Source organism: Deferrisoma camini S3R1, from assembly GCF_000526155.1.
Classification (GTDB): domain Bacteria; phylum Desulfobacterota; class Deferrisomatia; order Deferrisomatales; family Deferrisomataceae; genus Deferrisoma; species Deferrisoma camini.
This window is the reverse complement of record NZ_JAFN01000001.1, coordinates 1,258,920-1,280,341: the sequence shown is the minus strand read 5'-3', so window position 1 is coordinate 1,280,341 and position 21,422 is coordinate 1,258,920. Positions and strand designations below refer to the sequence as shown.

15 protein-coding genes and 1 tRNA gene are annotated in these 21,422 nt (G+C 71.8%); 7 read left to right on the top strand and 9 right to left on the bottom strand.

The window, feature by feature from the left end; all coding sequences use genetic code 11:
• Positions 1–7: 7 nt before the first annotated feature.
• Positions 8–691 (top strand): Ni/Fe-hydrogenase, b-type cytochrome subunit, encoded by a 684-nt coding sequence (cybH, locus tag DEFCA_RS0105580; protein WP_084318835.1) that lies wholly within the window; start codon positions 8–10, stop codon positions 689–691.
• Positions 692–747: 56 nt separating this feature from the next.
• Here cybH and DEFCA_RS0105575 read toward each other — a convergent pair whose 3' ends face one another.
• Complete coding sequence (locus tag DEFCA_RS0105575; protein WP_025322047.1) at positions 748–2,661, bottom strand: FapA family protein; 1,914 nt, start codon at positions 2,659–2,661, stop codon at positions 748–750.
• A gap of 214 nt (positions 2,662–2,875) precedes the next feature.
• Here DEFCA_RS0105575 and DEFCA_RS0105570 point away from each other — a divergent pair, with 214 nt between their 5' ends.
• The 3 genes from DEFCA_RS0105570 to DEFCA_RS0105560 are packed head-to-tail and all read left to right on the top strand — an operon-like array spanning position 2,876 to position 7,713.
• Positions 2,876–4,912, top strand: a complete 2,037-nt coding sequence (locus DEFCA_RS0105570; protein WP_025322046.1) for a TonB-dependent receptor plug domain-containing protein — start codon at positions 2,876–2,878, stop codon at positions 4,910–4,912.
• 40 nt (positions 4,913–4,952) lie between these two features.
• Positions 4,953–5,528: a YfiR family protein gene (locus tag DEFCA_RS19185; protein WP_025322045.1), complete on the top strand. Its 576-nt coding sequence runs from the start codon at positions 4,953–4,955 to the stop codon at positions 5,526–5,528.
• Positions 5,512–7,713, top strand: coding sequence for an ATP-binding protein (locus DEFCA_RS0105560; RefSeq protein ID WP_025322044.1), 2,202 nt, complete (start codon positions 5,512–5,514; stop codon positions 7,711–7,713). The genes DEFCA_RS19185 and DEFCA_RS0105560 overlap by 17 nt, the downstream gene beginning before the upstream one ends.
• Before the next feature lie 319 nt (positions 7,714–8,032).
• Here DEFCA_RS0105560 and DEFCA_RS0105555 read toward each other — a convergent pair.
• The 5 genes from DEFCA_RS0105555 to larC all read right to left on the bottom strand — a co-directional run bounded on the left by DEFCA_RS0105555 (position 8,033) and on the right by larC (position 13,894).
• Positions 8,033–8,109 (bottom strand) — tRNA-Met (locus DEFCA_RS0105555).
• Positions 8,110–8,423: 314 nt separating this feature from the next.
• Positions 8,424–9,938, bottom strand: a complete 1,515-nt coding sequence (locus DEFCA_RS0105550; RefSeq protein ID WP_025322043.1) for an FG-GAP repeat domain-containing protein — start codon at positions 9,936–9,938, stop codon at positions 8,424–8,426.
• Between the two features lie 62 nt (positions 9,939–10,000).
• Positions 10,001–10,693: a RadC family protein gene (radC, locus tag DEFCA_RS0105545; RefSeq protein ID WP_025322042.1), complete on the bottom strand. Its 693-nt coding sequence runs from the start codon at positions 10,691–10,693 to the stop codon at positions 10,001–10,003.
• Between the two features lie 72 nt (positions 10,694–10,765).
• Entirely contained in the window at positions 10,766–12,559 is a 1,794-nt protein-coding gene (locus tag DEFCA_RS0105540; RefSeq protein ID WP_025322041.1) for a B12-binding domain-containing radical SAM protein, read from the bottom strand.
• 123 nt (positions 12,560–12,682) lie between these two features.
• Entirely contained in the window at positions 12,683–13,894 is a 1,212-nt protein-coding gene (gene larC / locus DEFCA_RS0105535; protein WP_025322040.1) for a nickel pincer cofactor biosynthesis protein LarC, read from the bottom strand.
• A 175-nt stretch (positions 13,895–14,069) separates the two neighbouring features.
• Between larC and DEFCA_RS0105530 the strand changes: the two genes are divergently transcribed.
• Together DEFCA_RS0105530 and DEFCA_RS0105525 are read left to right on the top strand one after the other, a co-directional pair.
• Positions 14,070–14,945, top strand: coding sequence for a bifunctional 5,10-methylenetetrahydrofolate dehydrogenase/5,10-methenyltetrahydrofolate cyclohydrolase (locus DEFCA_RS0105530; RefSeq protein ID WP_025322039.1), 876 nt, complete (start codon positions 14,070–14,072; stop codon positions 14,943–14,945).
• A 17-nt stretch (positions 14,946–14,962) separates the two neighbouring features.
• Complete coding sequence (locus DEFCA_RS0105525; protein WP_025322038.1) at positions 14,963–15,589, top strand: cyclodeaminase/cyclohydrolase family protein; 627 nt, start codon at positions 14,963–14,965, stop codon at positions 15,587–15,589.
• A gap of 92 nt (positions 15,590–15,681) precedes the next feature.
• Here DEFCA_RS0105525 and DEFCA_RS0105520 read toward each other — a convergent pair whose 3' ends face one another.
• Complete coding sequence (locus tag DEFCA_RS0105520) at positions 15,682–16,980, bottom strand: O-acetylhomoserine aminocarboxypropyltransferase/cysteine synthase family protein (RefSeq protein ID WP_025322037.1); 1,299 nt, start codon at positions 16,978–16,980, stop codon at positions 15,682–15,684.
• A 40-nt stretch (positions 16,981–17,020) separates the two neighbouring features.
• Between DEFCA_RS0105520 and DEFCA_RS0105515 the strand changes: the two genes are divergently transcribed.
• Entirely contained in the window at positions 17,021–19,342 is a 2,322-nt protein-coding gene (locus DEFCA_RS0105515) for a tetratricopeptide repeat protein (RefSeq protein WP_084318829.1), read from the top strand.
• 18 nt (positions 19,343–19,360) lie between these two features.
• Here the strand turns inward: DEFCA_RS0105515 and galE are convergent, their stop codons facing one another.
• Both galE and DEFCA_RS0105505 read right to left on the bottom strand, forming a co-directional pair.
• Positions 19,361–20,344 carry a UDP-glucose 4-epimerase GalE gene (gene galE / locus DEFCA_RS0105510; protein WP_025322035.1) on the bottom strand — a complete coding sequence of 328 codons (984 nt, stop codon included), beginning with the start codon at positions 20,342–20,344 and terminating at the stop codon, positions 19,361–19,363.
• 45 nt (positions 20,345–20,389) lie between these two features.
• Positions 20,390–21,409: a UDP-glucuronic acid decarboxylase family protein gene (locus DEFCA_RS0105505; protein WP_025322034.1), complete on the bottom strand. Its 1,020-nt coding sequence runs from the start codon at positions 21,407–21,409 to the stop codon at positions 20,390–20,392.
• Positions 21,410–21,422: the final 13 nt, after the last annotated feature.

The window sequence follows — 21,422 nt, the reverse complement described above, 5'->3', positions numbered from 1 at the left end:
GTGGGCCATGATCCGAAGAGTCCGCCGCATGACCGTGATGATGCGGATCATGCACTGGGTGCTGGCGCTGTCGGTGGCCGCGTGCTTCGTGACCGGCCTGTACATCGCCAAGCCGTTCTGGTTCCGGCCCGCGCCCGGGCCGGCCGACGTGCTGGTGATGGGCAACGTGCGGTTCGTGCACTTCGTGGCCGCCATGCTCGTGGACGTGGCGTTCCTGAGCTGGTGCTACCTGTTCTTCTTCTCCCTGGACGAGCCGCTGGTGCGCAGCCTGGTGCCGTTTCGCAAACGCCTCGGCGAGGCCTGCGCCATGCTCCGCCATTACTTCACCCTGCGCAACAAGCCCCCCACTCGGGAGCCGGGAATCGATCCCCTCAACGCCTACGGGTTCCTGGTCATCCACTTCCTGGTGTTCGTGCAGATGGTCACGGGGTTCGCCCTGATGCGGCCCAGCTTCAGCCAGGCCAACTCGCTCGTGCCGATCTGGCCGTGGATCCTCGGGCTGTCGGAGCGGGTGTCGGTAGCGGTGTTCGGCAGCCTGGTGGCCGTGCGGCAGGTGCACCACCTGGCCGGGTTCGCCATCGTGGCCCTGGCCGCGATCCACGTCTACCTGCAGATCTGGCGTGACATCTTCTGGACCGAGGGGCACATCTCGGTGGTGTTCAGCGGGTACAAGTACGTGGAGGAGGAGTAGGAGGAAACGGCGGCCCCCCGATGGGGGCCGCCGTGTTGCGGCGCGCGCCGGGGCCGTCACATCCTGCGCCAGGCCACCGTGTTGGTCTCGGCATTGTACGAGAGCACCACGTGCCGCAGGGTCTCGGTCAGCACCACCGAGGCCACCGCGCAGGTGACCCGGGTGCCTGCGTGGATCTCGCCCACCACCGAGATCTGGGCGGCCCGCTGCTCCCTCTGCAGGGCGGCGAGCTCGTCGCGTCGGGCCGTGAGCTCCTTGTGGCGCCGGTAGAGGGTCTGCATCTTCTGGAGCAGGTCGATCTTGCCCCTTCGCAGGGCCGGCGGGATGCGGGCCAGGGCGGTGCGGGGGTCCTTCAGGAAGTCCCGGCCCAGGTTGGACTGGAGGATCTTGATCTGTTCCATCAGGCCCGAGAGCTCCCGGTCGATGGCCTCCATCTCCCGGGCCATCCTGAGGTCCACGCCCACGGCCACGTGGGTCTGGGCGGACCGGCTCCCTACGGTGCGGGCCTCGATGCCCAGGGCGGCGTTGATCTCTCCCCCCAACAGGGCGCCCTGGCCGGACAGGGCCCGGACCCTGCCGCGGGTGTACACGTGGGAGTTGGTGATGGAGTTCGCCACCTCTACGTCCCCGTCGCTCTCGATGCGCGAGCTCAACACGTACTTGGCCCGGACCCCCTTGCGGCCGACCACGGTGGCCTCGGCGGCGATCCCCCCCCGGATGATCACGAGGCCGCCGGCCCGGATCGTGGCGGTCTCGACGTCGCCGAGGATCTCCACGTCCTTGCCCGCCTCCACCTGGAACCCGGGCTTTACCCCGCCCCGGATCCGCACGGCCCCCGAGGCCCGGATGTTGCCGGTGCGGTAGTCCACGTCGTCGGAGACCAGGTACTCGTCCACCACGTGGAACTTACCCCCCTTCAGCACGATCATCCCGTCGGCCGCCGCGACGATGCGGGTGCCGGCCTCGTCGGGCTCGGTGTTGTCGCCGGGCCGGAGGCCTTGGAACCGCTCCAGGCGGGCCCGCAGACGGGTGCCGTCGACCCGGTAGCCGTCCACCGGGTCCACGGCCGGGACCACCTCGGCCAGGGGGTTGCCGTGCCGGACGTTCTGCACCGCCTCGGCCTCCCGGAAGTCGATGCGGCCGCCGTCCAGGACCTTCCCGACCTTCTTCTCCGGGTCGAACAGGAGCCGGTACCCCGCCTCCCGCCCGTGCACGGGCTCCTTGCCCCTGGCCACCACCACGTCCGGGACCGGGGCCCCGGCGCCCCGGGCCTGGCGGACGGCGTGCACGAGCGCGTCCCGGTCCACGCCGGCGCGCACGCCGAGCTGGGCCAGGGCCTCCACGAGCTTTTCGACCTGGGTCTCCTCGTCCACCTTGGGGTCGGGGACCACCGTGAGCCGGGCCTCCATTCGGTCGTCCGACACGTGCAGACCGGGGACGACCCACAGCCGGCCCCGGTCGTACAGCACGATCCCGTAGGTTTGGGCGTGGAACGTGTTGTCGTTGCCGGCCTCGGACACCCCGTCGCCCGGCACCACCGGCACGTCGCGGCCGTCCTGGGCCGGAATGGGCGTTCCCAGCAGGCTGCGGCCGGGGATGCCGGGCGAGGCCGGGGTCTTCTGCAGCAGGGGGTCTCCGGGGTACACCACGTTCTGTGGGTACCGGTCGAACGGGTCGTCCCCCTCGTCGAGGGGGGTGTCGTGGACCGGGAAGAACGGCAGGATCTGGGCCGGCAGCCCCGGCTGGGGCGGCTCGCCCCGGGCCAGCACCACGCCTTCCTCCACCGGCTGGCCCCCTTCGAACACGGACATGGCCATCCGGACCCGGTCCGCCGCCGGCACGGGCTGGACGCCCAGCTCCCGCAACCGGGCGAGGGCCGTCTGGGTCGCCGCCTCCAGGTCGAAGGGGCCTTCGTCCAGAAAGGCAACCGCCTCCAGTCCCCCTTTTCTGAGTTCGACACGAAGCGTCACGCATCCCTCCGGGATCCGGGGTCAGGGCCGGGCAGGGGGCCGGCGCGCCGAGGAGAACGTTACTGGCTAGGATCGACCGAAGGGCCGCGGACCTTGAGCCGGGGGCCTTCGCGGGAACCCCGGCCGGGGGTTCAGGCCGAGACGCCGGCTGCCGATACGAAGGGGACGAGTCGGAACGGCCGGTTGTCGAGCTCCCCGGAAAAGGAGGTGTCTTGTGAGGTTTGCCATCGTCCGGTGGGGGGCGATCGGCGTGGGGGTCGTGCTGTTGAGCGTGGCCGCGGCCGCCGCGGCCGGGGACCGGTCCCTGCTGGACTTGGACCTTCGGGCCCTCTCCGAGGTCGAGGTCACCTCGGTCTCCCGAAAACCCCAGAAGCTCTCGGAAACCCCTGCCGCGGTGTACGTGATCACCGGCGACGAGATCCGACGCTCCGGGGCCACCACCCTGGCCGAGGCCCTGCGCCTGGCGCCCGGGGTGGAGGTGGCGCGGATCAACGCGAGCACCTGGGCGGTCACGATCCGGGGGGGGAACGACCGGTTCAGCAACAAGCTCCTGGTGATGGTGGACGGCCGCACGGTGTACACGCCCCTGTTCTCCGGGGTGTACTGGGACTCCCAGGATCTGCCCCTGCAGAACGTGGAGCGCATCGAGGTGATCCGGGGGCCGGGCGCGTCCTCGTGGGGGGCCAACGCGGTGAACGGGGTGATCAACGTGATCACCAAGTCGGCCGCCGAGACCCAGGGGTGGACCGTGGAGGGCCTCGGGGGCACCGAGGAGCGGGGCCAGGGGTTCGTACGGTACGGGGGCCCCATCGGGCCGGCGGCGTGGGCCCGCGGATACGTGCGCTACGCCGCGCGCGACAGCGGAAGCGACGCCCTGGGGGTGGAGGCGGACGACGAATGGGAGGGCCTGCGGGGAGGGGTCCGGGCCGACGGCGAGGTGGGAACGGCCCAGAAGTGGTCGGTGCAGACCGAGGTGTACCGCGGTGGCGCCGAGATCGCATATGCCGACGCCACCCGGAGGGTGCTGGGGGCGGAGGACGTGCTGGGGCTGCCGGTGGTGCGGGATCGGGTGAGGACCCGGGGGGGGTGGGTGCTCGGGACCTGGACCCACGTCTCCCCGGGCCTGTCGGAGCTGACGGTGCGCACGTACCTGGACCGTACCGTGCGCGTCGAGCCCCAGCTCACGGAGACCCGGGACACCTGGGACCTGGATCTGAAGTACCGGTTCTCGTTCGGAAACCTCCACGACGTCCAGTGGGGGGTCGGCTTTCGCTGGACCGGGGACCGGATCGACGAGTCGGACGTGATCTCCTTCGGGTCCAGCCGGGAGACCGACCGGCTGTGGAGCGGGTTCGCCCAGGACGAGCTGTCCCTGGCCGGGGACCGGATCCGGCTCCTGCTGGGGGCGAAGGTGGAACGCAACGAGTACACGGGCCTCGAGTTCCAGCCCACCGCCCGGGCCATCGGCCGGCTGGGGTCCGGAGCGGCGGTCTGGGCGGCGTGGTCCCGGGCCGTGCGGACCCCGAGCCGGGCCGAGGCGGACGGCCGGATCCTGTCGGGGTTCGTGCCGCCAGGCGCGGCGGCCGGGTTCGGGGGGGCACCGAACCCGACCCCGGTGCGCATGGTGTTGGAGGGCACCGACGACTTCGACCGGGAGGTCTTGTGGGCCCACGAGGGGGGGATCCGGTTCCTGTGGGGGCGGAGACTCTCGGTGGACCTGGCCGGGTTCTGGCACCGCTACGAGGACCTGCGCACGTTCGAGCCCCGGGTCGCCTCCGACGGCACCGTGGTGCTGAACACCGACAACCGGGCCCGGGGCCGCTCCGTGGGGTTCGAGGCCTCGGTGGACTGGTTCGCCACCGACTGGTGGCGCATCTACGCGGCGTACACCTGGATGGTGCTGGACCTCCAGCTGAAGGGCGGGAGCAGGGACGTGTTCACCGAGAACGAGGAGGGCAGGAGCCCTCGGCACCGGGTGTCGGTGCGCTCCTCGATGGATCTGGGGCGCGGCTGGGAGCTGGACCTCTGGGGCCGTTACGTGGGCGGTCTGGAGCAGGACGGCGTGGACGCGTACACGGAGCTGGATGTCCGGGTGGGCCGGCGCCTGGGCCGGGGTTGGCGCGTGGACCTGGTGGGGCAGAACCTGCTCGAGCCGTCCCACCTGGAGTTCATCCCCGGAAAGGCGATCCAGACGATCCCCACCGAGGTGGAGCGGGGTGCGTATGTGCGGATCACCTGGCAGACGCCGTAGCCCCGCCGGGGGGGCTCGGGCCACGTTTCCGGGGGCGCCGATGAGCCGCCGCCGGTTTCTGAGTTGGGCCGTCGCGGCCCTCGTGGGAGGCTGGAGCCGGCCGGCCGCCCCTGCGGGGGGGGCGCGCACCGGCCGGGAGCAGGAGGTCAAGCTGGCCTACCTGTACAATCTGGCGCGGTTCGCGCGGTGGCCCCGGGACGACCCGCCGACGGCGGGGACGTTCCGGTTCGGCATCTGGGGGGACGACCCGTTCGGGCCGCTGTGGAACGAGTTGATCGGCCGCGTCGTGCACGGCCGGCCGGTGGAGGTGGTGCGGGTTCGGACGGCCCGGGACGCCCGGGCCTGCCGGGTGGTGTTCCTGGCGGGTGCCACGGTGCCGGCGGTGGGACGGATGCTGGAGGCGCTCGACGGGTGGCCGGTGCTCACGGTGAGCGACCAGCCCGGGTTCGTGGACCGCGGGGGCATGGTGGGGTTCGTGCGGCGGGGGGAGAAGATCCGGTTCGAGGTGAACCTGGGCCGGGTGAGGGCGGCGGGTCTTCGGATCAGCGCCGAGGTGTTGCGGTTGGCGCTGAGGGTGGTCGGGCAGGAAGGAGCGGGTCGTGGTTCGCTTCCGTGACCTCCCGTTGGGGCGGAAGGTGGGGCTCGCGGTGGTGGCCGCGAGCACGATCTCGCTGGCCCTGGCCGTGGGGTTGTTTGCCTGGCGCGAGGTGCGGTCGTACCGCGACCACGCCTCGGATCGGCTGCGCACCCTGGCCGAGGTGCTGGCGGCCAACTGCGCGGCTCCCCTGCTGTTCGACGACCCGGACGCCGCCGCCCGGACCCTGGCGTCGCTGTCCTCCCAACCCCAGGTCCGGGCGGCCTGGCTCCTGGACCGGCACGGGGAGGTGTTCGCCCGGTACGGCCGGGCCGAGCGTCCTCCCCCACGGGGCGCCAACGGGGACGGGGTGTGGTGGGCGGAGCGGTCCCTGGCGGTGGGCCGGACGGTCTCGTTCGAGGGAGAGCCCCTGGGGCGCATCGTGATCCAGGTGGACACGGCCGAGCTCCACGCCCGGCTGTGGTGGGGGCTGGGGGTGGCGGGCGCGGTCATGGGGGTGGCCGTGCTGGTGGCGTGGTTGGTCTCGATCCCCCTGCGCAGACGCATCTCGGGCCCCATCCAGGCGCTGGCCGCCGCCATGGACCGGGTCGCCTCGTCCGGGGACTACTCGGTGCGCATCCCCGGGGGCGGCCGGGACGAGGTGGGAACCCTGATCCGGGGCTTCAACCGGATGCTGGCCCAGATCGCAGAGCGCGACGAGAAGCTGGCGCGGCTGGCCGCGGCCGTGGACCAGGCCGTTGAAGGCATCGCGGTGACCGACCCGGAGGGCCGGGTCCTGTACGGCAACCGGGCGTTCCGGAGGCTGTGCGGGGTGGACGAGCCGGTGGAGGGGGTGAGCCTGTTCGAGCTGTACCCTGCGGACGAACCCAGGGTGCAGGAGCTGCGGGAGGCCGCGGAGCGGGGCCAGGTCTGGAGCGGAAGGATCCGGGCACGGAGGGCGGACGGAAGCGCGTACTACGAGGAGTGCGCGCTGTCGCCGGTGATGGGCGAGCGGGGCGAGGTCCGCAACCTGGTGGTGGTGAAGCGCGACGTGACCCGGGAGGTGGAGTTCGAGAACCGGCTGGCCCAGAACCAGCGCCTGGAGGCCTTGGGCACCCTGGCCGGGGGGGTGGCCCACGACTTCAACAACATCCTGACCCCGATCCTGGGGTACGCCGACATGGCCCTGCAGGAGGTCGAGCCCGGGAGCCACCTGGAGAAGAACCTGCGGCGGGTGGTGCGGGCGGCCGAGCGGGCCCGCGGGATCGTGCAGCAGATCCTGGCCTTCAGCCGCCAGGGGGAGGAGGGGCGCACCCCCTTGCGGCTCGGGACCCTGCTGGAGGAGACCGAGGGGCTACTGCGGGCCAGCATTCCCAAACACGTGCGGCTCGAGGTGCGCTCCGAGACCTCGTCCGACTGGGTGGTGGGCGACGCGACCCAGCTCCAGCAGGTGCTGATGAACCTGGCGACCAACGCCTGGCACGCCATGGAGCCGGACGGCGGGACCCTTGAGATGGTCCTGGAGGAACACTGGGTGTCCGCCGGGGATCCGGAGCTCCCGACCGGCCGTTACCTGCGGATCCGGGTGACCGACGAGGGATGCGGCATGCCGGCCGAGGTGCTCGACCGGATCTTCGAGCCGTTCTTCACCACGAAGGAGGTGGGCAAGGGCACGGGCCTCGGGCTGGCGGCGGTGCATGGGATCGTGCAGGCCCACGGCGGCACGGTCCGGGTGGAGTCCCGGCCGGGCGAGGGCACCACGTTTCGGGTGTATCTGCCGGCGAAGGAGGGGCCGGAGCCCGCGTCGCCGTCGAGGAAGAAGGAACCCCGGCGGCAGGTGCCCCCCCGGGGACAGGGGGAGAGGATCCTGGTGGTGGACGACGAGCTCGAGGTGGCCGACTTCCTCTCCCAGACCCTCGAGGCCTTGGGGTACGAGGTGGAGGCGGTGGTCTCTCCTGCCGAGGCTCGGTCGCGGCTGGAGAGGAACGCCAGGGGGTACGACCTGCTCCTCACCGACCAGACCATGCCGGAGTGCACCGGCCTGGCGCTGGCCCGTTGGGCCCACGGGGTCCGGCCGGACCTGCCGGTCGTCCTGTGCACGGGGTACTCGGCTGCGGTGACCCCTCGGGCCCTCGCCGAGGCAGGGGTGGCCGTGGTGGTGCCGAAACCGGTCTCGCCGAGCCAGCTCGCCGCCGAGGTCCGACGGGTGCTCGGGGACGACGCGTAGGGGGAAGCCCCCATCGGCCGCTGCGTGGCCCTACAACGGAGAAGGGTAACGTGCGTTGGTCCGGGGCGAGCTAGAGACTAGAAACTAGAGAAATTCCGGCTAGCTCGGCCCGTTAGACGGGCGGGCTCTCCAGCAGGCCCCACGCCCCCCGGATCATGGGGTGGAGGCGAAGGGGTGGAGGCGAAGAGGCATGGTGATGCTTAGAACGTGTGGGAATCCGGTAGGTTTTCAAGCCTCCCAGCGTCCTAGCGGAAGTTACATGGAAGGGGGCGAAGAGAAACGCCCCGGCGGCCGTGGCCGCTGGGGCGCCTTCATTCCGTGGTGGCGGTGCAGGGACTTGAACCCCGGACTCGGCGGATATGAGCCGCCTGCTCTGACCAGCTGAGCTACACCGCCAGAAGGGCCGCTATTATACGGGCCGGAAGGCCCCTGTCAAGTCCGTGGTGCCCGCACCCCAGGGCAGTTCCCCCCGAGGTTCCGGCGTATGCCCAAGGGCTTGCGGCTTCTTGACCACCGACCGACGACCGAAATTACTGGGAAGCCCCTTCAGGCCCCTGCGGATGCAGCGACGGTAGGAGCCACGCCCGGCGCTCCAACAGGCCCCATGCCCCCCGCGCCGTGAGGTGGCGTCAAAGAGGCGCAGTGATGTTTAGAGCGCTTGGGAGTCAGATCGGTTTTCAAGCCTTCTGGCGTCCCAGCCTCCTGGCCTCCTAACGGAACTCGTACACCAGGATCCGGTGGCGGTCCTTCCGGAACAGGGTTCCCTCGCTCTGGACCAGCAGGGCGTACACCCGCTGGCCGGGGGAGGCGGGGTCCCAGTCCAGGTCCACCAGGGCTCCCGGCACCTTGGGGCCCTCGGCCACCGGCACCATGGTGAGCCCGTCCCACCGCCACACCAGGAGCTGGGCGTGGGAGTACGAGGCGATGCGCCGGAACACCCGGGAGAGGCTCCCGTAGTTCTTGAACAGCACGAACTCCGGTGCGTTCCCCGGGGAGAGGCGCGAGAGGGTGCGGCCGTGCACCCGGTAGAAGTCCTGGTCCTGGTAGTCCCGGATCCGTTCCTCGCCCTGCAGGGCCACCCGGCTCCCCTTCACCGCGTCGGCGCTCTCGAAGATCTGGTTCCCCTGGTCGTCGTACAGCCGCAGCCGGTCCCCCTGGGTGGTGACCGCCCACCCAAGCGTCGTGGGGGCCAGGCGCACCCGGTCGGCGTTGGCCGGCAGCGCGGCGGCCGGGAGGGGGAGCGGGTCTCCGGCCACGTATCCGGCCCCACCCCACCGAAGCGTGCGGATCCGCCCGGAGAACAGGTCCTTGCCCGTGCCGCGCGGCGCCACGAGCACCACCGGGGCCGAGGGGTCGGCCGCCCGGGCGAAGCCGGGGATCCGTTCGCCCTTGGAGGCCAGGGCCGACCCGAACCACTCCAGGGCCTGGCTGGTGGGCTGGGTGCCGTTCATGCCCGCCACGAACAGCTCCGGCCGGCCGTTGCCGTCCAGGTCCGCGGCCGAGATGCACGCGGGGGTGATGCCCGGGGGCACCGGCACCTCCCAGAGTCGCTCGAACCGGGTCCCCGTGTCCCGGTATCCGGTCAGGACCTGGTCGCCCAGGACCACGATCTCCGTGGTTCCGTCGCTGTCCAGGTCGGCCGCCGCGAGCCCCAGGGCGTTGCCGTCGACCAGGGGGCCCACCCGGGGCGAGGCCACGGCGGCCTGGATCCCCGACGTCGGGGGCGCGGCAGCCGGCTGGGTGGTCGGGGGGGCCGGTGCCGCGGCAGGGGGGGGCTCACGGGGGACCCGAGCCGGGGTCGGGGCGGCCGGGGCCGGCGCGGGGAGGTTTCGGGTGAGATGGGCCCTGAGTTCCTGGGCCAGGGCCTCCAGGGCCGGCAGGATCTCGTCCGGAGCCCCCACCGTGCGGTACGAGCGAGCCCCCTCGGCCGGGCTCTCGGCCGACGGGACCAGCGCTCCGTCCACGCTGTAGGTGGACCCGAGGCGGGTGATGGTGGTCCGCACGGTCCAGTCCGACGGTCGGGGTTCGGCCCCCTGGACGACCGAGTAGCCCGGCCCGTCCAGCCTGCCGGCCAGCATGGCCTCCAGGCCCGGCCTCAGGGGCTCCAGGTCCGGCGCGTTGTACACCTCGAAGGGGAGGACCACGACCCGGGTGTCCCCGGCCCCGGCCCACCCGGGAACCAGCAGCAGAACGATGGCGAGCCACCGGATGCGGAAACGAAGCATGGACCCTGGACCGTCCTTTCTCTCAGGAGGATGGGGGAGAACCGTCCGTGGGGGCGGCTCGTTCAGACGGGGGGGAACTCCCCCTCGTCGGCGAAGCTGTAGAAACGCCCCTCCCCAACGATCACGTGGTCGAGCACCCGGATGCCGAGCACCCGCCCCGCCTCCCACAGCCGCCGGGTCAGCTCCCGGTCGTCCCCGCTCGGGCTGGGGTCGCCGCTCGGGTGGTTGTGGGCAAAGATCACGGCAGACGCGGCCTCGCGCACCGCCGCCCGAAACGCCTCCCGGGGATGGACCAGGCTCTGGGTCAGGGTGCCCTCGCTCACCCGCTCCTCCCGCAGCAGCCGGTTGCGCGCGTCGAGCAGCAGGCAGTAGAACCGCTCCTTGGGAAGCCCGCGCAGCCGGGGGGCGAAGTGGTCGTACACCTGGCGGCTCGCCCGGAACGGCTCCCGCAGGGTCAGGGGCCGCCCGGCCATGCGGCGACCGATCTCGAGGGCCGCGAGCACGGCAGAGGCCTTGGCCGGCCCCAGTCCCGGCCGGGCCGCCAACTCCCCCGGCGCGGCCGCGGCGAGCCGGTGCCACGCGCCCCCGTAGTCGGCCCACAGGCGGCGGGCCAGATCCACCGCGCTCTCTCCCCCGGTGCCGGTACGCAGGAGAATCGCCAGGAGTTCCGGGTCGGTCAGGGCCTCGGCGCCCCGGCCGAGCAGCTTCTCCCGGGGCCGGTCCTGGGCCGGCCAGTTTCGGATGCCCGATCCCATGGCGCGCTCCCCCGTTGGATGGGCCCCGCGGCGCAAAGGTTACGGGATTCTAGGAGGGCTGCGGAAACCGTGTCAAACGCCCCGGCCCCGGCCGGTGCGAGGGGCTGCCACCGCCCTGCGGTAGGCCCGGAGCCCTCGCCGGGCGCTCCGCGCCAGCCCCAGGGCCAGGTTCCGGCACGCCCTTCGAAACGCGGCCGGGTCCGAGGGGAGCCCGAGTACCGGCACGTGACCGATCCGGGTGGTCCACAGGTCGCCCGTGCGGCTGCCGGCGGGCAGCAGGTCGGGCCGGGCGGGCACCACCACCACGTCGGCCGGGGCCGGGGGGGTCGCCAGGCGCCGCAGCAGGGCCTCGGGAGACTCGGCCATCTCCACGATCTGCAGGCGAAGCCCCTCGGCGATGCGACGCAGCAGACGGAGCTGCTCGGGCGGGACCCCCAGGGTCGGCAGGGCCAGCCGCCGCACCCGGCGGCTGCCGAGGATCTCGCGCAGGCCCGCCCGGTGGTGCACCAGGTGCAGCCGCAGGTCCCGGGCGAAGGGCCGCTCCCTGCGCCGGAACTGTCGGGCGTGGTGCCAGGCGTGCAGCGCCACCGCGGCCTCGAGCCACCGGGCCCTCAGGGCCGCCTGGGTGACCCGGCGAAGGCTATAGAAGCGCACGGTGGCCCGCGTGATCTCCCGCTGGAGCTCCGGGGCGGTGAACTGGGCCGGCTCGAACACCACGTGGTGGCCGTCGTACAGGTCCCAGCGCCGGGTCAGGATCCGGCCCTGGGCCACCATGTCGTCGTACAGGCCCGTGCCCGGGGTGGGGGTGAGGGCCAGGAACTGCACGGTCTCGATGCCCGCCTCCCGGGCAAATCGCACCGTCTGGCGCACCGTGTCCGGGTCGTCCGTGTCGGCCCCCAGCACGAACATGCCGTGGACCCAGATCCCGGCCTGCCGGAACGTGGCCACCGCCTTGCGGATGTCGTCCACGGTCTGCCGCTTGTCGTAGGCCTCCAGGGTGCGAGGGTTCACCGACTCGAGGCCCACGAACACGCACCAGCAGCCGGCCCGGGCCATGAGGCGGACCAGGTCCCGGTCCCGGGCCAGGTCCACCCGGACCTGGGCCGACCACTCCAGCGGGAATCCACGCTCGAGGATGCCCTCGCAGATCTCGCGGGTGCGGCGGCGGTTCGCGGCGAAGTTGTCGTCGCAGAAGAACACGTGGTCCGTGGTGCGCGAGTACGCCTCGAGGTCCTCGAGCACCCTGCGGGCCGACTGGAACCGATACCGGGCCCCGAACATGGGGATCACCGAGCAGAACCGGCACCGGAACGGGCAGCCCCGGCTGGTGGACACCGGGGTCACCCGCCGGCCGCTCCAGTTCTCCACCAGGGAGAAGTCCGGGGTGGGCAGCCCGTCCAGGTCCTCGATCAGGGGCCGGTCCGGCGTGTGCACGGTCACGCCGTCCGCACGGAACGAAACCCCGGCGATCTCCCCGAACCCGCGGCCCTCCTCCAGGGCCGCCACAAGCTCCGGCACGGTCACGTCCCCCTCCCCGCGGACTACCGCGTCCGCATGGTCCAGGGCCTCGTCCGGCAGGAACGTGGGGTGGGGGCCGCCCATGAACACGAACTTGCCGCGGCTTCGGGCCCGGTCGGCCCAGTGGTAGGCCCGGGCGGCCGTCGTGGTCAGGGACGAGATCCCCACCACGTCGGCCCACTCCAGGTCCTCATCGCGCAGGGGGCGGACCTCCTCCACCACCACCCGGGTCTCGTGCCCCCGATCGCGGAGGATCGTGGCCAGGAGCACCGGGCCGAGGCGGGGCAGGCGGATTCGGCTGAACACGTGGGGGCGGGGGGGGCACGGTTCCACGAACAGGATGCGCACGGTCGGCCTCCTTCACGACAGCGGTCTACGGTCGGCGGTTGGGGCGGCTCCCGGGCTGCCGCCAAGCCTTTTGGGGCATGGTGGAGTTGCTGGTGGCTGGGAGGGGCAGAAACGATGTTTTGGTCAGGATACCGGCCTTGCGCCCGTTGTCAATCCGTCACCCATGCACCTCCATACGGCGGCGTACACCTCCTTGAGCGGCACGCCGGCCTCCCGGGCCGCGGCGAGGCAGTCCTCGAACTCCGGGGCCCGCTGGACCACCACGCCATCCCGGTACCCGACCTTGACCCGCACCCGGCCCCACGGGGTGGCCACGGCCTCCCATGAGCGTTCGAGGCAGGTGCGCTCCCACCGGGCCCGGCGCACGCCCAGGGTGGAGGTCTCGCGCCAAAACACCTCCTCCACGGCCCCGACCCGGTCGGGGGCGCACAGGGCCGACACCACGTGGCCCGGACGGCCCTTCTTCATCAGGGTCGGGGTGATCCACGCGTCCAGCGCGCCCGCCTCGAGCAGTTGGGGGATCAGGGGGCCAAGGAGTTCCCCCGTCAGGTCGTCGAGGTTCGCCTCCAGGAGGATCACCTCCTCGGGGGCCTCGTCCCTGGGGGGCCGCCCGAGCCAGACCCGAAGGCAATTGGGGCGGTCGGGCACCCGAAGCGTGCCGAACCCCGTGCCGACCGCCACGAGGTCCATGGCCGGTGCGGGGCCGAAGGCGTCGGCCGTGGTGCGGATCAGGGCGGCCCCGGTGGGGGTCACGGTCTCCATGGCGAGGTCCACCCCCCGGACCCGGGCGCCCCGGAGGATCTGGAGGGTGGCCGGGGCCGGGGAGGGAAGGGTGCCGTGGCTGCAGCGGATCGACCCGCCCCCCAGGGGCAGCTCGCCGCAGGTGGCGCTGCCCACGCCCAGGTGTTCGAGCGCGGCCGCCACCCCCACCAGATCGATCACCGTGTCCACGCCCCCGATCTCGTGGAAGTGCACCTGCTCGGGCTCCACCCCGTGGACCGTCGCCTCGGCCCGGGCGAGCAGGTCCAGGCCGGACAGGGCCCGGGCCCGCACCGGCTCGGGCAGCGGCGCCTCCTCGACGGCCTGGCGTAGCTCCGACGCCGACCGGTGGGGGGGCTGGGCCTCGGGGTGCACCGACACCCGCAGGGCCCGGCCCGCCAGGCCGTGGGACTCCACGGCGGGAAAGGAGAGCTCCACCCGGTCCACGCCGGGCACCCGCACCGCGGTCACGGCCGACATCACCGCCTCCACGCCGGCTCCGGCGTCCACCAGGGCGGCCAGGAGCATGTCTCCGGCCGCGCCGTTCCAGGGGTCGATGTGCAGGTGAACGGTCATGGGAAGCCTCCGTCCGGAGAATCGGGGAGCGAAAAGTGTAGGAGATCGCCGGGAAGGAGCCAACCCAAAAGGCGTTTCGGCGGCGCTTGACACCGGGGTGGGGGTGTGTTTTCTTACGGCGGATTCGGGCCCCTGGCGGGGCGTTTTTCCATGAGGATTGCGAAGGGAGGAAGCCATGGCCGCGAAGATCATCAAGGGAGGACCCATCGCCGAGGAGATCCGGGCCGAGCTGGCTCAGGAGGTGGAGAGCCTGAAGGCCAAGGGGATCGTGCCCAAGCTCTCGGTGGTCCTGGTGGGCGACGACCCGGGCAGCGTGTGGTACGCCCGCAACAAGGTGAAGACGGGTGAGAAGGTGGGCGTGGTGGTCGAGGTGCACGAGCTCGCCGCCGACACCCCCGAGGTCGAGGTGGTGGGCCTGGTGGAGAAGCTCAACGCCGATCCGGACGTGCACGGCATCCTGGTGGAGCTGCCGCTGCCGGCCCACATCGACAAGGCCAGGGTCATGAACGCGATCGCCCCGGCCAAGGACGTGGACGGGGTCACCGCCGTGAACCGGGGGTACGTGCTCGGCGGCCAGGAGGACCTGGCCCTGGTGCCGGCCACCCCGCTTTCGTGCATCGAGCTGATCCAGCGCTCCGGCGTGGAGATCAAGGGCAAGCGCGTCACGGTGGTGGGCCGGGGCGACACCGTGGGGCGGCCCCTGGCCATGCTGCTGCTCCAGAAGGGCCGCGACGCCACGGTCACCGTGTGCCACAGCCGCACCCAGGACCTGGCCGGGGCCTGCCGGTGGGCCGAGATCCTGGTGGCGGCCGCCGGGGCCGGGGCCGACCACCTGATCAAGGCCGACATGATCTCCCCGGGCGCCGTGGTGATCGACGCGGCCATCAACGAGAAGCCCGACGGCTCCATCACCGGCGACGTGGACTTCGAGGCCGCCAAGGAGGTGGCCGGCGCCATCACCCCGGTTCCGGGCGGGGTGGGCAGCCTGACCACCACGATCATCATGGGCAACACGGTCAAGGCCCTGAAACTGCAGAAGGGACTCGCCTGAGGCGAGGGAGGGGAGCCATGTCGATCTATGCGAAGAGCCTGAACGAGTACCTGGCCGAGGCCGCTTCCAAGAGCCCCACCCCCGGCGGAGGGAGCGTGAGCGCCGTGGTCGCGGCCAACGCCGCGGCCATGGTGAGCATGGTGGCGAACCTGACCCTCGGAAAGAAGGGGTACGAGGACGTGCAGGACCTGGCCCAGGAGGTGGCCGACGGATGCGCCAAGGCCATCGAGGACCTCAAGGCCCTGACGGCCCGGGACATGGAGGCGTTCGAGATCTTCATGAAGGCCTGGCGCATGCCCACCGACACCGAGGAGCAGCACCGGGCCAAGGACGAGGCCATGGAGAAGGCGGCCCAGAACGCCTCCCAGGTTCCCCTGGAGATCTGCAAGGTGTGCCTCGAGATCCTGAAGATGGCCGCCAGGCTCGCGCCCGTGGGGAACAAGGGGGCGATCTCGGACGTGGGGGTGGGCGCCTACGTGGCCGAGGCCGCCCTGCGGGCCGCCATGCTGAGCGTGGACATCAACCTGCCCTCGATCAAGACCGAGTCGTTCAAGGAGATGCTGGTGCGGGAGCGGGCCCGGCTGTTCGTGGAGGCCGAGGAGTACAAGCTCCAGGCCCTGGCCGACGTGAAGCGTCGCCTGTAGCAGGGTCTGCGCCCCCTCCCCCCAAAAAGCGACCGGCGGCCCGGGAACGGCGAATTCCCGGGCCGCCGGTTTTTTTGCGGCTGCCGCCGCCCTCAGCCCACGGCGGCCCGCAGGGCCTGATCCAGGTCCTCGAGGATGTCGTCGATGTGCTCGATGCCCACGGAGAGCCGGACGAAGTCCGGGCTCACCCCGGCGGCCTCTTGCTCCTCGGGGGAGAGCTGGGAGTGGGTGGTGGACGCGGGGTGGATGGCCAGGCTCTTGGCGTCGCCGATGTTCGCGAGGTGGCTGAACAGCTTCACGTTGTCGATGAACCGTTTGCCGGCCTCGAGCCCCCCCTGGATCCCGAACCCGAGGATCGCGCCGTACAGGCCCCGGTGGTGGTACTTGCGGGCGGTCTCGTGGCTCGGGTGGCTTTCCAGCCCCGGGTAGCTCACCCACTTCACCAGGGGGTGCGACTCCAGGAACCGGGCCACGGCCATGGCGTTCTCCGAGTGGCGCTCCATCCGGAGGGGCAGGGTCTCCAACCCCTGGAGGAACAGGAACGAGTTGAACGGGCTCAGGCAGGCCCCGGTGTCCCGCAGCCACTGGACGCGGCACTTGATGATGAACGCCACGTTCCCGAGCCCCGGGAAGTCCCCGAAGGTCTCCCAGAAGTTGAGCCCGTGGTAGCTGGGGTCGGGCTGGGAGAAGTGGGGGAACTTGCCGTTGCCCCAGTCGAACCTCCCCCCGTCCACGATGATGCCGCCGATCGAGGTGCCGTGGCCGCCCACGAACTTCGTGGCCGAGGCCACCACCACGTCGGCGCCGTGGTCCAGGGGGCGCAGCAGGTAGGCGGTGGGCATGGTATTGTCCACCACCAGGGGTATCCCGGCCTCGTGGGCGATCTCGGCCACCGCCGAGATGTCCAGGGTGTCCAGCTTGGGGTTGCCGACGGCCTCGGCGTACACGGCCCGGGTGCGGTCGGTGATGGCCCGGCGGAAGTTCTCGGGATCCCGGGGGTCCACGAACCGCACGCGGATCCCCAGCTTGGGCAGGGTGTAGTGGAGCAACGTGTACGTGCCGCCGTAGAGGCTGGTGGAGGCCACGACCTCGTAACCGGCCTCCACGATGCACGACAGGGCCAGGGTCTCGGCCGCCTGGCCCGACGCCACGGCCAGGGCGCCCGTGCCCCCTTCGAGGGCGGCCATGCGCTGCTCGAACACGTCGGTGGTCGGGTTCATGATCCGGGTGTAGATGTTCCCGAACTCCTGGAGCGCGAACAAGCTGGCCGCGTGCTCGGCGTTCTTGAACACGTAGCTGGTTGTCTGGTAGATCGGGACCGCACGGCTCCCGGTCGTGGGGTCGGGGGCCTGCCCGGCGTGGACCGCTAGGGTTTCGGGCTTCCACGACATGGGGTTTCTCCTTTCGATTGTTGAGTAGACGAGGCCGTAAATGAGTAGCGGATTACTCCTGAAGCGTCAAGGAAAATATGGACTCCTTCTCGTGGCCGTGTGGGTGTGGGGGGCCGTGGCGACCGCCTGGGCCGCCGATCCGGAGCGGGCGGCCGAGCACCTGCGGCGGGCCGAGACCTACCTCTCCGAGGGCAAGACGACCGAGGCGACCCTGGAGCTCCGCAGCGCGGTGCAGGCCGATCCGGCCAACGTGAAGGCCCACCGGAAGCTGGCCGAGGCCCTCCTGGCCCAGGGAGACGGGGCGGGTGCCTTCCGGGAGTTCCGGGAGGTGGTGAGCCTCGACCCGGACGACGGGGAGGCCCGGCTCAAGGTGGCCCGGTTCTACCTGGCGGCCCGGCGGTTCTCGGACGCGGCCGACCACGCGTCGAAGGCCGCGGAGCTGCTGCCGGAGCGGTTCGAGCCCTGGCTGGTGCTGGGGCGGGCCCGGGCGGCCGAGAAGTCGTGGGCCGAGGCGTCCGAAGCCCTGGACCAGGCGTTGAAGCGGGCCCCCGACCGGGAGCCCCTGTGGCTCGAGGCCGCCCGGATCCGGCTCGCGGCCGGGGACCGGGAGGGTGCCGAGACGGTGCTGCGAAAGGGGCTCGATCAGATCCCGCCGTCCTCCTCCCTGCGGGTGGCGTTGGCCAACCTGTTGGCCGGTCAGGACCGGTTCGAAGAGGCCGACGCCCTGATGGAGGAGGTGCGGAACCTGGCCGAGGGCAACCCCGAGAAGCTGGAGGCCGTGGCACTGTACCGGCTGCGGCGGGGGGACCGGACGGCCGCCGAGGACCTCCTTCGAACGGCGCTCCGGGAGGCCGGGGACGACCAGGCCCGCCGCACCCGGGCCCTGGCCGCGCTCTCGGGGTTCTACTCGGTGATCGGAGACCTGGCCCGGGCCCGGGAGACGTTGGAGGAGCTTCGGGCGCTCGCCCCGGGCAACCCGGCGGTGCTCCTGAGGCTGGCCAACCTCTATCTGCTGTCGGGCGACCCGGACCGGGCCGAGCCGTTGATCCGGGACCTGGCGAAGCGCTCCCCCACCGACCGCAACGTGCGGCTGCTCCAGGCCCGGCTGGATCTGGCCCGGGGGCGGGTGGCCGAGGCCCGGGAGGCCCTGGAGGGGATCGTGGCCGAGGCCCCGGACTCGGTGAACGGGAACCTCTTCCTGGGCAAGGCCTACGCCATCGAGCGGCAGTGGCAGAAGGCGCGCGAGGCGTACCAGAGGGTGCTGGCGGTGGTGCCGGGACACTACTTCGCCAACCTGGATCTGGCCAAGGTGGCCTTGGAGCTGGGAGACGGGCAGGAGGCCCGGCAGGCCGCCGAGCGGGTCCTGCGGGTCCGGCCCGACGACCGCACGGCCCGGGAGCTCGGGGCCGTGGCGCTGCTGGTGGAGGGCAAGGCCAAGCAGGCCGAGAAGGAGCTCCGGGCGCTGCTGAAGGACAAGCCGGACGATCCGCGCCTGCGTCTGCGGCTCGCCCAGGCCCTGGAGGCCCAGGGCCGGGGGCCCGACGCGGTGGCGGCCTACGAGGCGGCCCGCAAGGGGGAGCCCTCGGCCCTCGAGCCGGTCCTGCGGGAGATGGCGCTGCTCGACCGGCTGGGCCGTCACGACGAGGTGCGCCGGGTGGGGGAGGCGTTCCTGCGGGCGAACGGCGAGGTGCCGCCGGTCCTGAACGCGCTGGCCGTGCACGCCATGAGCCGGGGCGATGAGAAGGCCGCGGAGGCGTATCTGCGCCGGAGCCTCGAGGCGGCCCCGGACGCGGTGGAGACCCGGGAACTGGAGGCCCGGTTCCGCATGAGCCAGGGCAGGGCCCAGGAGGCGATCGCTGCCCTCGAAAAGGCGCTCCAGGTCCAACCGAAGCGTGTGTCGAGCCTGCTTCTGCTGGCGACGATTCGCGAGTCCCTGGGCGAGCGGGACCAAGCCCGGGACCTGTACCGCAGGATCCTGGCCGTGGCGCCCCGCCACCCCGTGGCCGCCAACAACCTGGCCATGATCCTGGCCGAGAAGGACGAGACCCTGCCCGAGGCCCAGCGGTTGGCCGAGATCGCGGTGGAGGAGGCGCCCGACAACCCGTTCACGGCCGACACCCTGGGCTGGGTGTTCTACCGCCAGGGGGCGTTCGAGCGGGCCCGCCGGCAGTTCGAGAAGGCCCGGGAGCGGCTGCCGGACAACCCCGAGGTGGCATACCACCTGGGAGCGGCCTTGGCGCGGCTGGGGCAGAAGGAACGGGCCCGGGCGCTGCTCCAGGAGGCCCTGGAGGCCGAGAAGAAGGGCTCGTGGGCGTTCGACGCGGGCCGGCTGCTCGAGGAGCTGGGACGGAAGGAGGAGTAGGCCGGGGCGGCCCCGTCGTCACCCGGGCGGGCCGTTGCGGTGCCAGTTCCAGGCCGTCTCCAGGATCGTGTCGAGCCCGGGGTATCGGGGCGTCCACCCGAGCTCCGAGCGGATCCGGTCGCTCGATCCCACCAGCACGGCCGGGTCGCCCCACCGGCGGCGGGCCTCCAGAACCGGGATCTCCCGGCCGGTGACCTTCCGGGCCTCGTCGATCACCTGCCGCACCGAGTATCCGGTGCCGTTCCCCAGGTTGTAGGCCCGGCTCTGTCCGCCGGAGAGCAGGTGCTCCAGGGCCAGCACGTGGGCCTCGGCCAGGTCGGTCACGTGGATGTAGTCGCGCACGCACGTGCCGTCGGGGGTGGGGTAGTCGGTGCCGAACACCGCGATGTGGGGTCGGGTGCCCAGGGCCACCTCCAGCACCAGCGGAATCAGGTGGGTCTCGGGGTCGTGGGCCTCGCCGATCTCGCCGTCCGGGTCGGCGCCGGCCGCGTTGAAGTACCGCAGGTTCACGTGGCGAAGGCCATAGGCGGCCTCGAAGTCGGCGAGCATCTGCTCCACCACGAGCTTGGTGCGGCCGTAGGGGTTGATGGGCCGCTGGGGGTGGTCCTCCGGGATCGGGACCCGCTCCGGCTCGCCGTAGGTGGCACAGGTCGACGAGAAGATGAAGAACTCGCTCTCCACCTCCTTCATGGTCTCCAGCAGGGCCAGGGTGGTGGCCACGTTGTTGCGGTAATAGGGGCCCGGGTCCCGGACCGACTCGGCCACGTAGGCGTAGGCCGCGAAGTGCATCACCGCCCGGATCCGGTGCTCCAGCAGAACCGCCCGCACCGCCTCGCGGTCGGCCAGGTCGGCCTCCACGAACGTCCCCCACCGGGCCGCCCAACGGTGGCCCCGCTCCAGATTGTCCACCACCACCGGGTGAAAGCCCCGCTGGGCCAGGAGCTTCGCCGCATGGGAGCCGATGTACCCGGCCCCTCCGGCTACCAGCACGGATTCTGCCATGGCTATCGTCCTTTTGGGCCTTGGGCCCGCTGGGAAACTCTCCCCCTATGCCTCGGGCGGCGTTCGCGGCCCGTCCAAGGGGTTCTCCCGCAGCCAGTCGTCGAAGTAGTCGATGGTGCGCCGAAGCCCCTCCCGCAGGGGCACCTTGGGCTCCCAGCCCAGCCTCTCCCGGGCCAGGGCGATGTCGGGCCGACGCTGCACCGGGTCGTCGGCCGGCAGGGGCAGGAACCGGATCTCGGCCCGGGACCCGGTCATCTCCCGCACCAGCTCGGCCAGCTCCAGAATCGTGAACTCCTCGGGGTTGCCCAGGTTCACGGGGCCTACGAAGCCGTCCTGCCCCATGAGCCGGATCAGACCGTCCACGAGGTCGTCCACGTAGCAGAAGCTGCGGGTCTGAGAGCCGTCCCCGTACACCGTGAGGGGCTGCCCCCGCAGGGCCTGCACCACGAAGTTCGACACCACCCGTCCGTCGTCGGGGAGCATGCGGGGGCCGTAGGTGTTGAAGATCCTGGCGATCCGCACGTCCACGCCGTTCTGGCGGTGGTAGTCCATGAACAGGCACTCGGCGGCCCTCTTGCCCTCGTCGTAGCAGCTGCGGACCCCGATCGGGTTCACGTGGCCCCAGTAGGTCTCCGGCTGGGGGTGCACCGTGGGGTTGCCGTACACCTCGCTGGTCGAGGCCTGGAGGATCCGGGCCTTGACCCGCTTGGCGAGCCCCAGGGTGTGGATCGCACCCAGGATGCTCGTCTTGATCGTCTTCACCGGGTTGTACTGGTAGTGCACCGGTGAGGCCGGGCACGCCAGGTTGTAGATCTGGTCCACCTCCACGAACAGGGGGTGGGTGATGTCGTGGCGCAGCAGCTCGAAACCGGGATGGGCCGTGAGGTGGGCGATGTTCTGCTTGCGGCCCGTGAAGTAGTTGTCGAGGCACAGGACCTCCTTGCCCCGTGCCAGCAGGGCCTCGCACAGGTGCGAGCCCAGGAACCCGGCCCCGCCGGTCACGAGCACCCTGCGGTCGGTGCGCAGCGCCGGGTTGTAGATGAAGCGGTTGGGATCGATCTGCATGGTGTCGGCTCCG

Bases quoted from the DNA above. Each gene is read 5' to 3' on its own strand.
- radC (WP_025322042.1), bottom strand. From the start codon at position 10,693: ATGGGATCGGGCATCCGAAACTGGCCGGCCCAGGACCGGCCCCGGGAG.
- DEFCA_RS0105550 (WP_025322043.1), bottom strand. From the start codon at position 9,938: ATGCTTCGTTTCCGCATCCGGTGGCTCGCCATCGTTCTGCTGCTGGTT.
- DEFCA_RS19185 (WP_025322045.1), top strand. From the start codon at position 4,953: ATGAGCCGCCGCCGGTTTCTGAGTTGGGCCGTCGCGGCCCTCGTGGGA.
- cybH (WP_084318835.1), top strand. From the start codon at position 8: ATGATCCGAAGAGTCCGCCGCATGACCGTGATGATGCGGATCATGCAC.
- DEFCA_RS0105520 (WP_025322037.1), bottom strand. From the start codon at position 16,980: ATGTCGTGGAAGCCCGAAACCCTAGCGGTCCACGCCGGGCAGGCCCCC.
- galE (WP_025322035.1), bottom strand. From the start codon at position 20,344: ATGGCAGAATCCGTGCTGGTAGCCGGAGGGGCCGGGTACATCGGCTCC.
- DEFCA_RS0105515 (WP_084318829.1), top strand. From the start codon at position 17,021: ATGAGTAGCGGATTACTCCTGAAGCGTCAAGGAAAATATGGACTCCTT.
- DEFCA_RS0105530 (WP_025322039.1), top strand. From the start codon at position 14,070: ATGGCCGCGAAGATCATCAAGGGAGGACCCATCGCCGAGGAGATCCGG.
- larC (WP_025322040.1), bottom strand. From the start codon at position 13,894: ATGACCGTTCACCTGCACATCGACCCCTGGAACGGCGCGGCCGGAGAC.
- DEFCA_RS0105525 (WP_025322038.1), top strand. From the start codon at position 14,963: ATGTCGATCTATGCGAAGAGCCTGAACGAGTACCTGGCCGAGGCCGCT.
- DEFCA_RS0105505 (WP_025322034.1), bottom strand. From the start codon at position 21,409: ATGCAGATCGATCCCAACCGCTTCATCTACAACCCGGCGCTGCGCACC.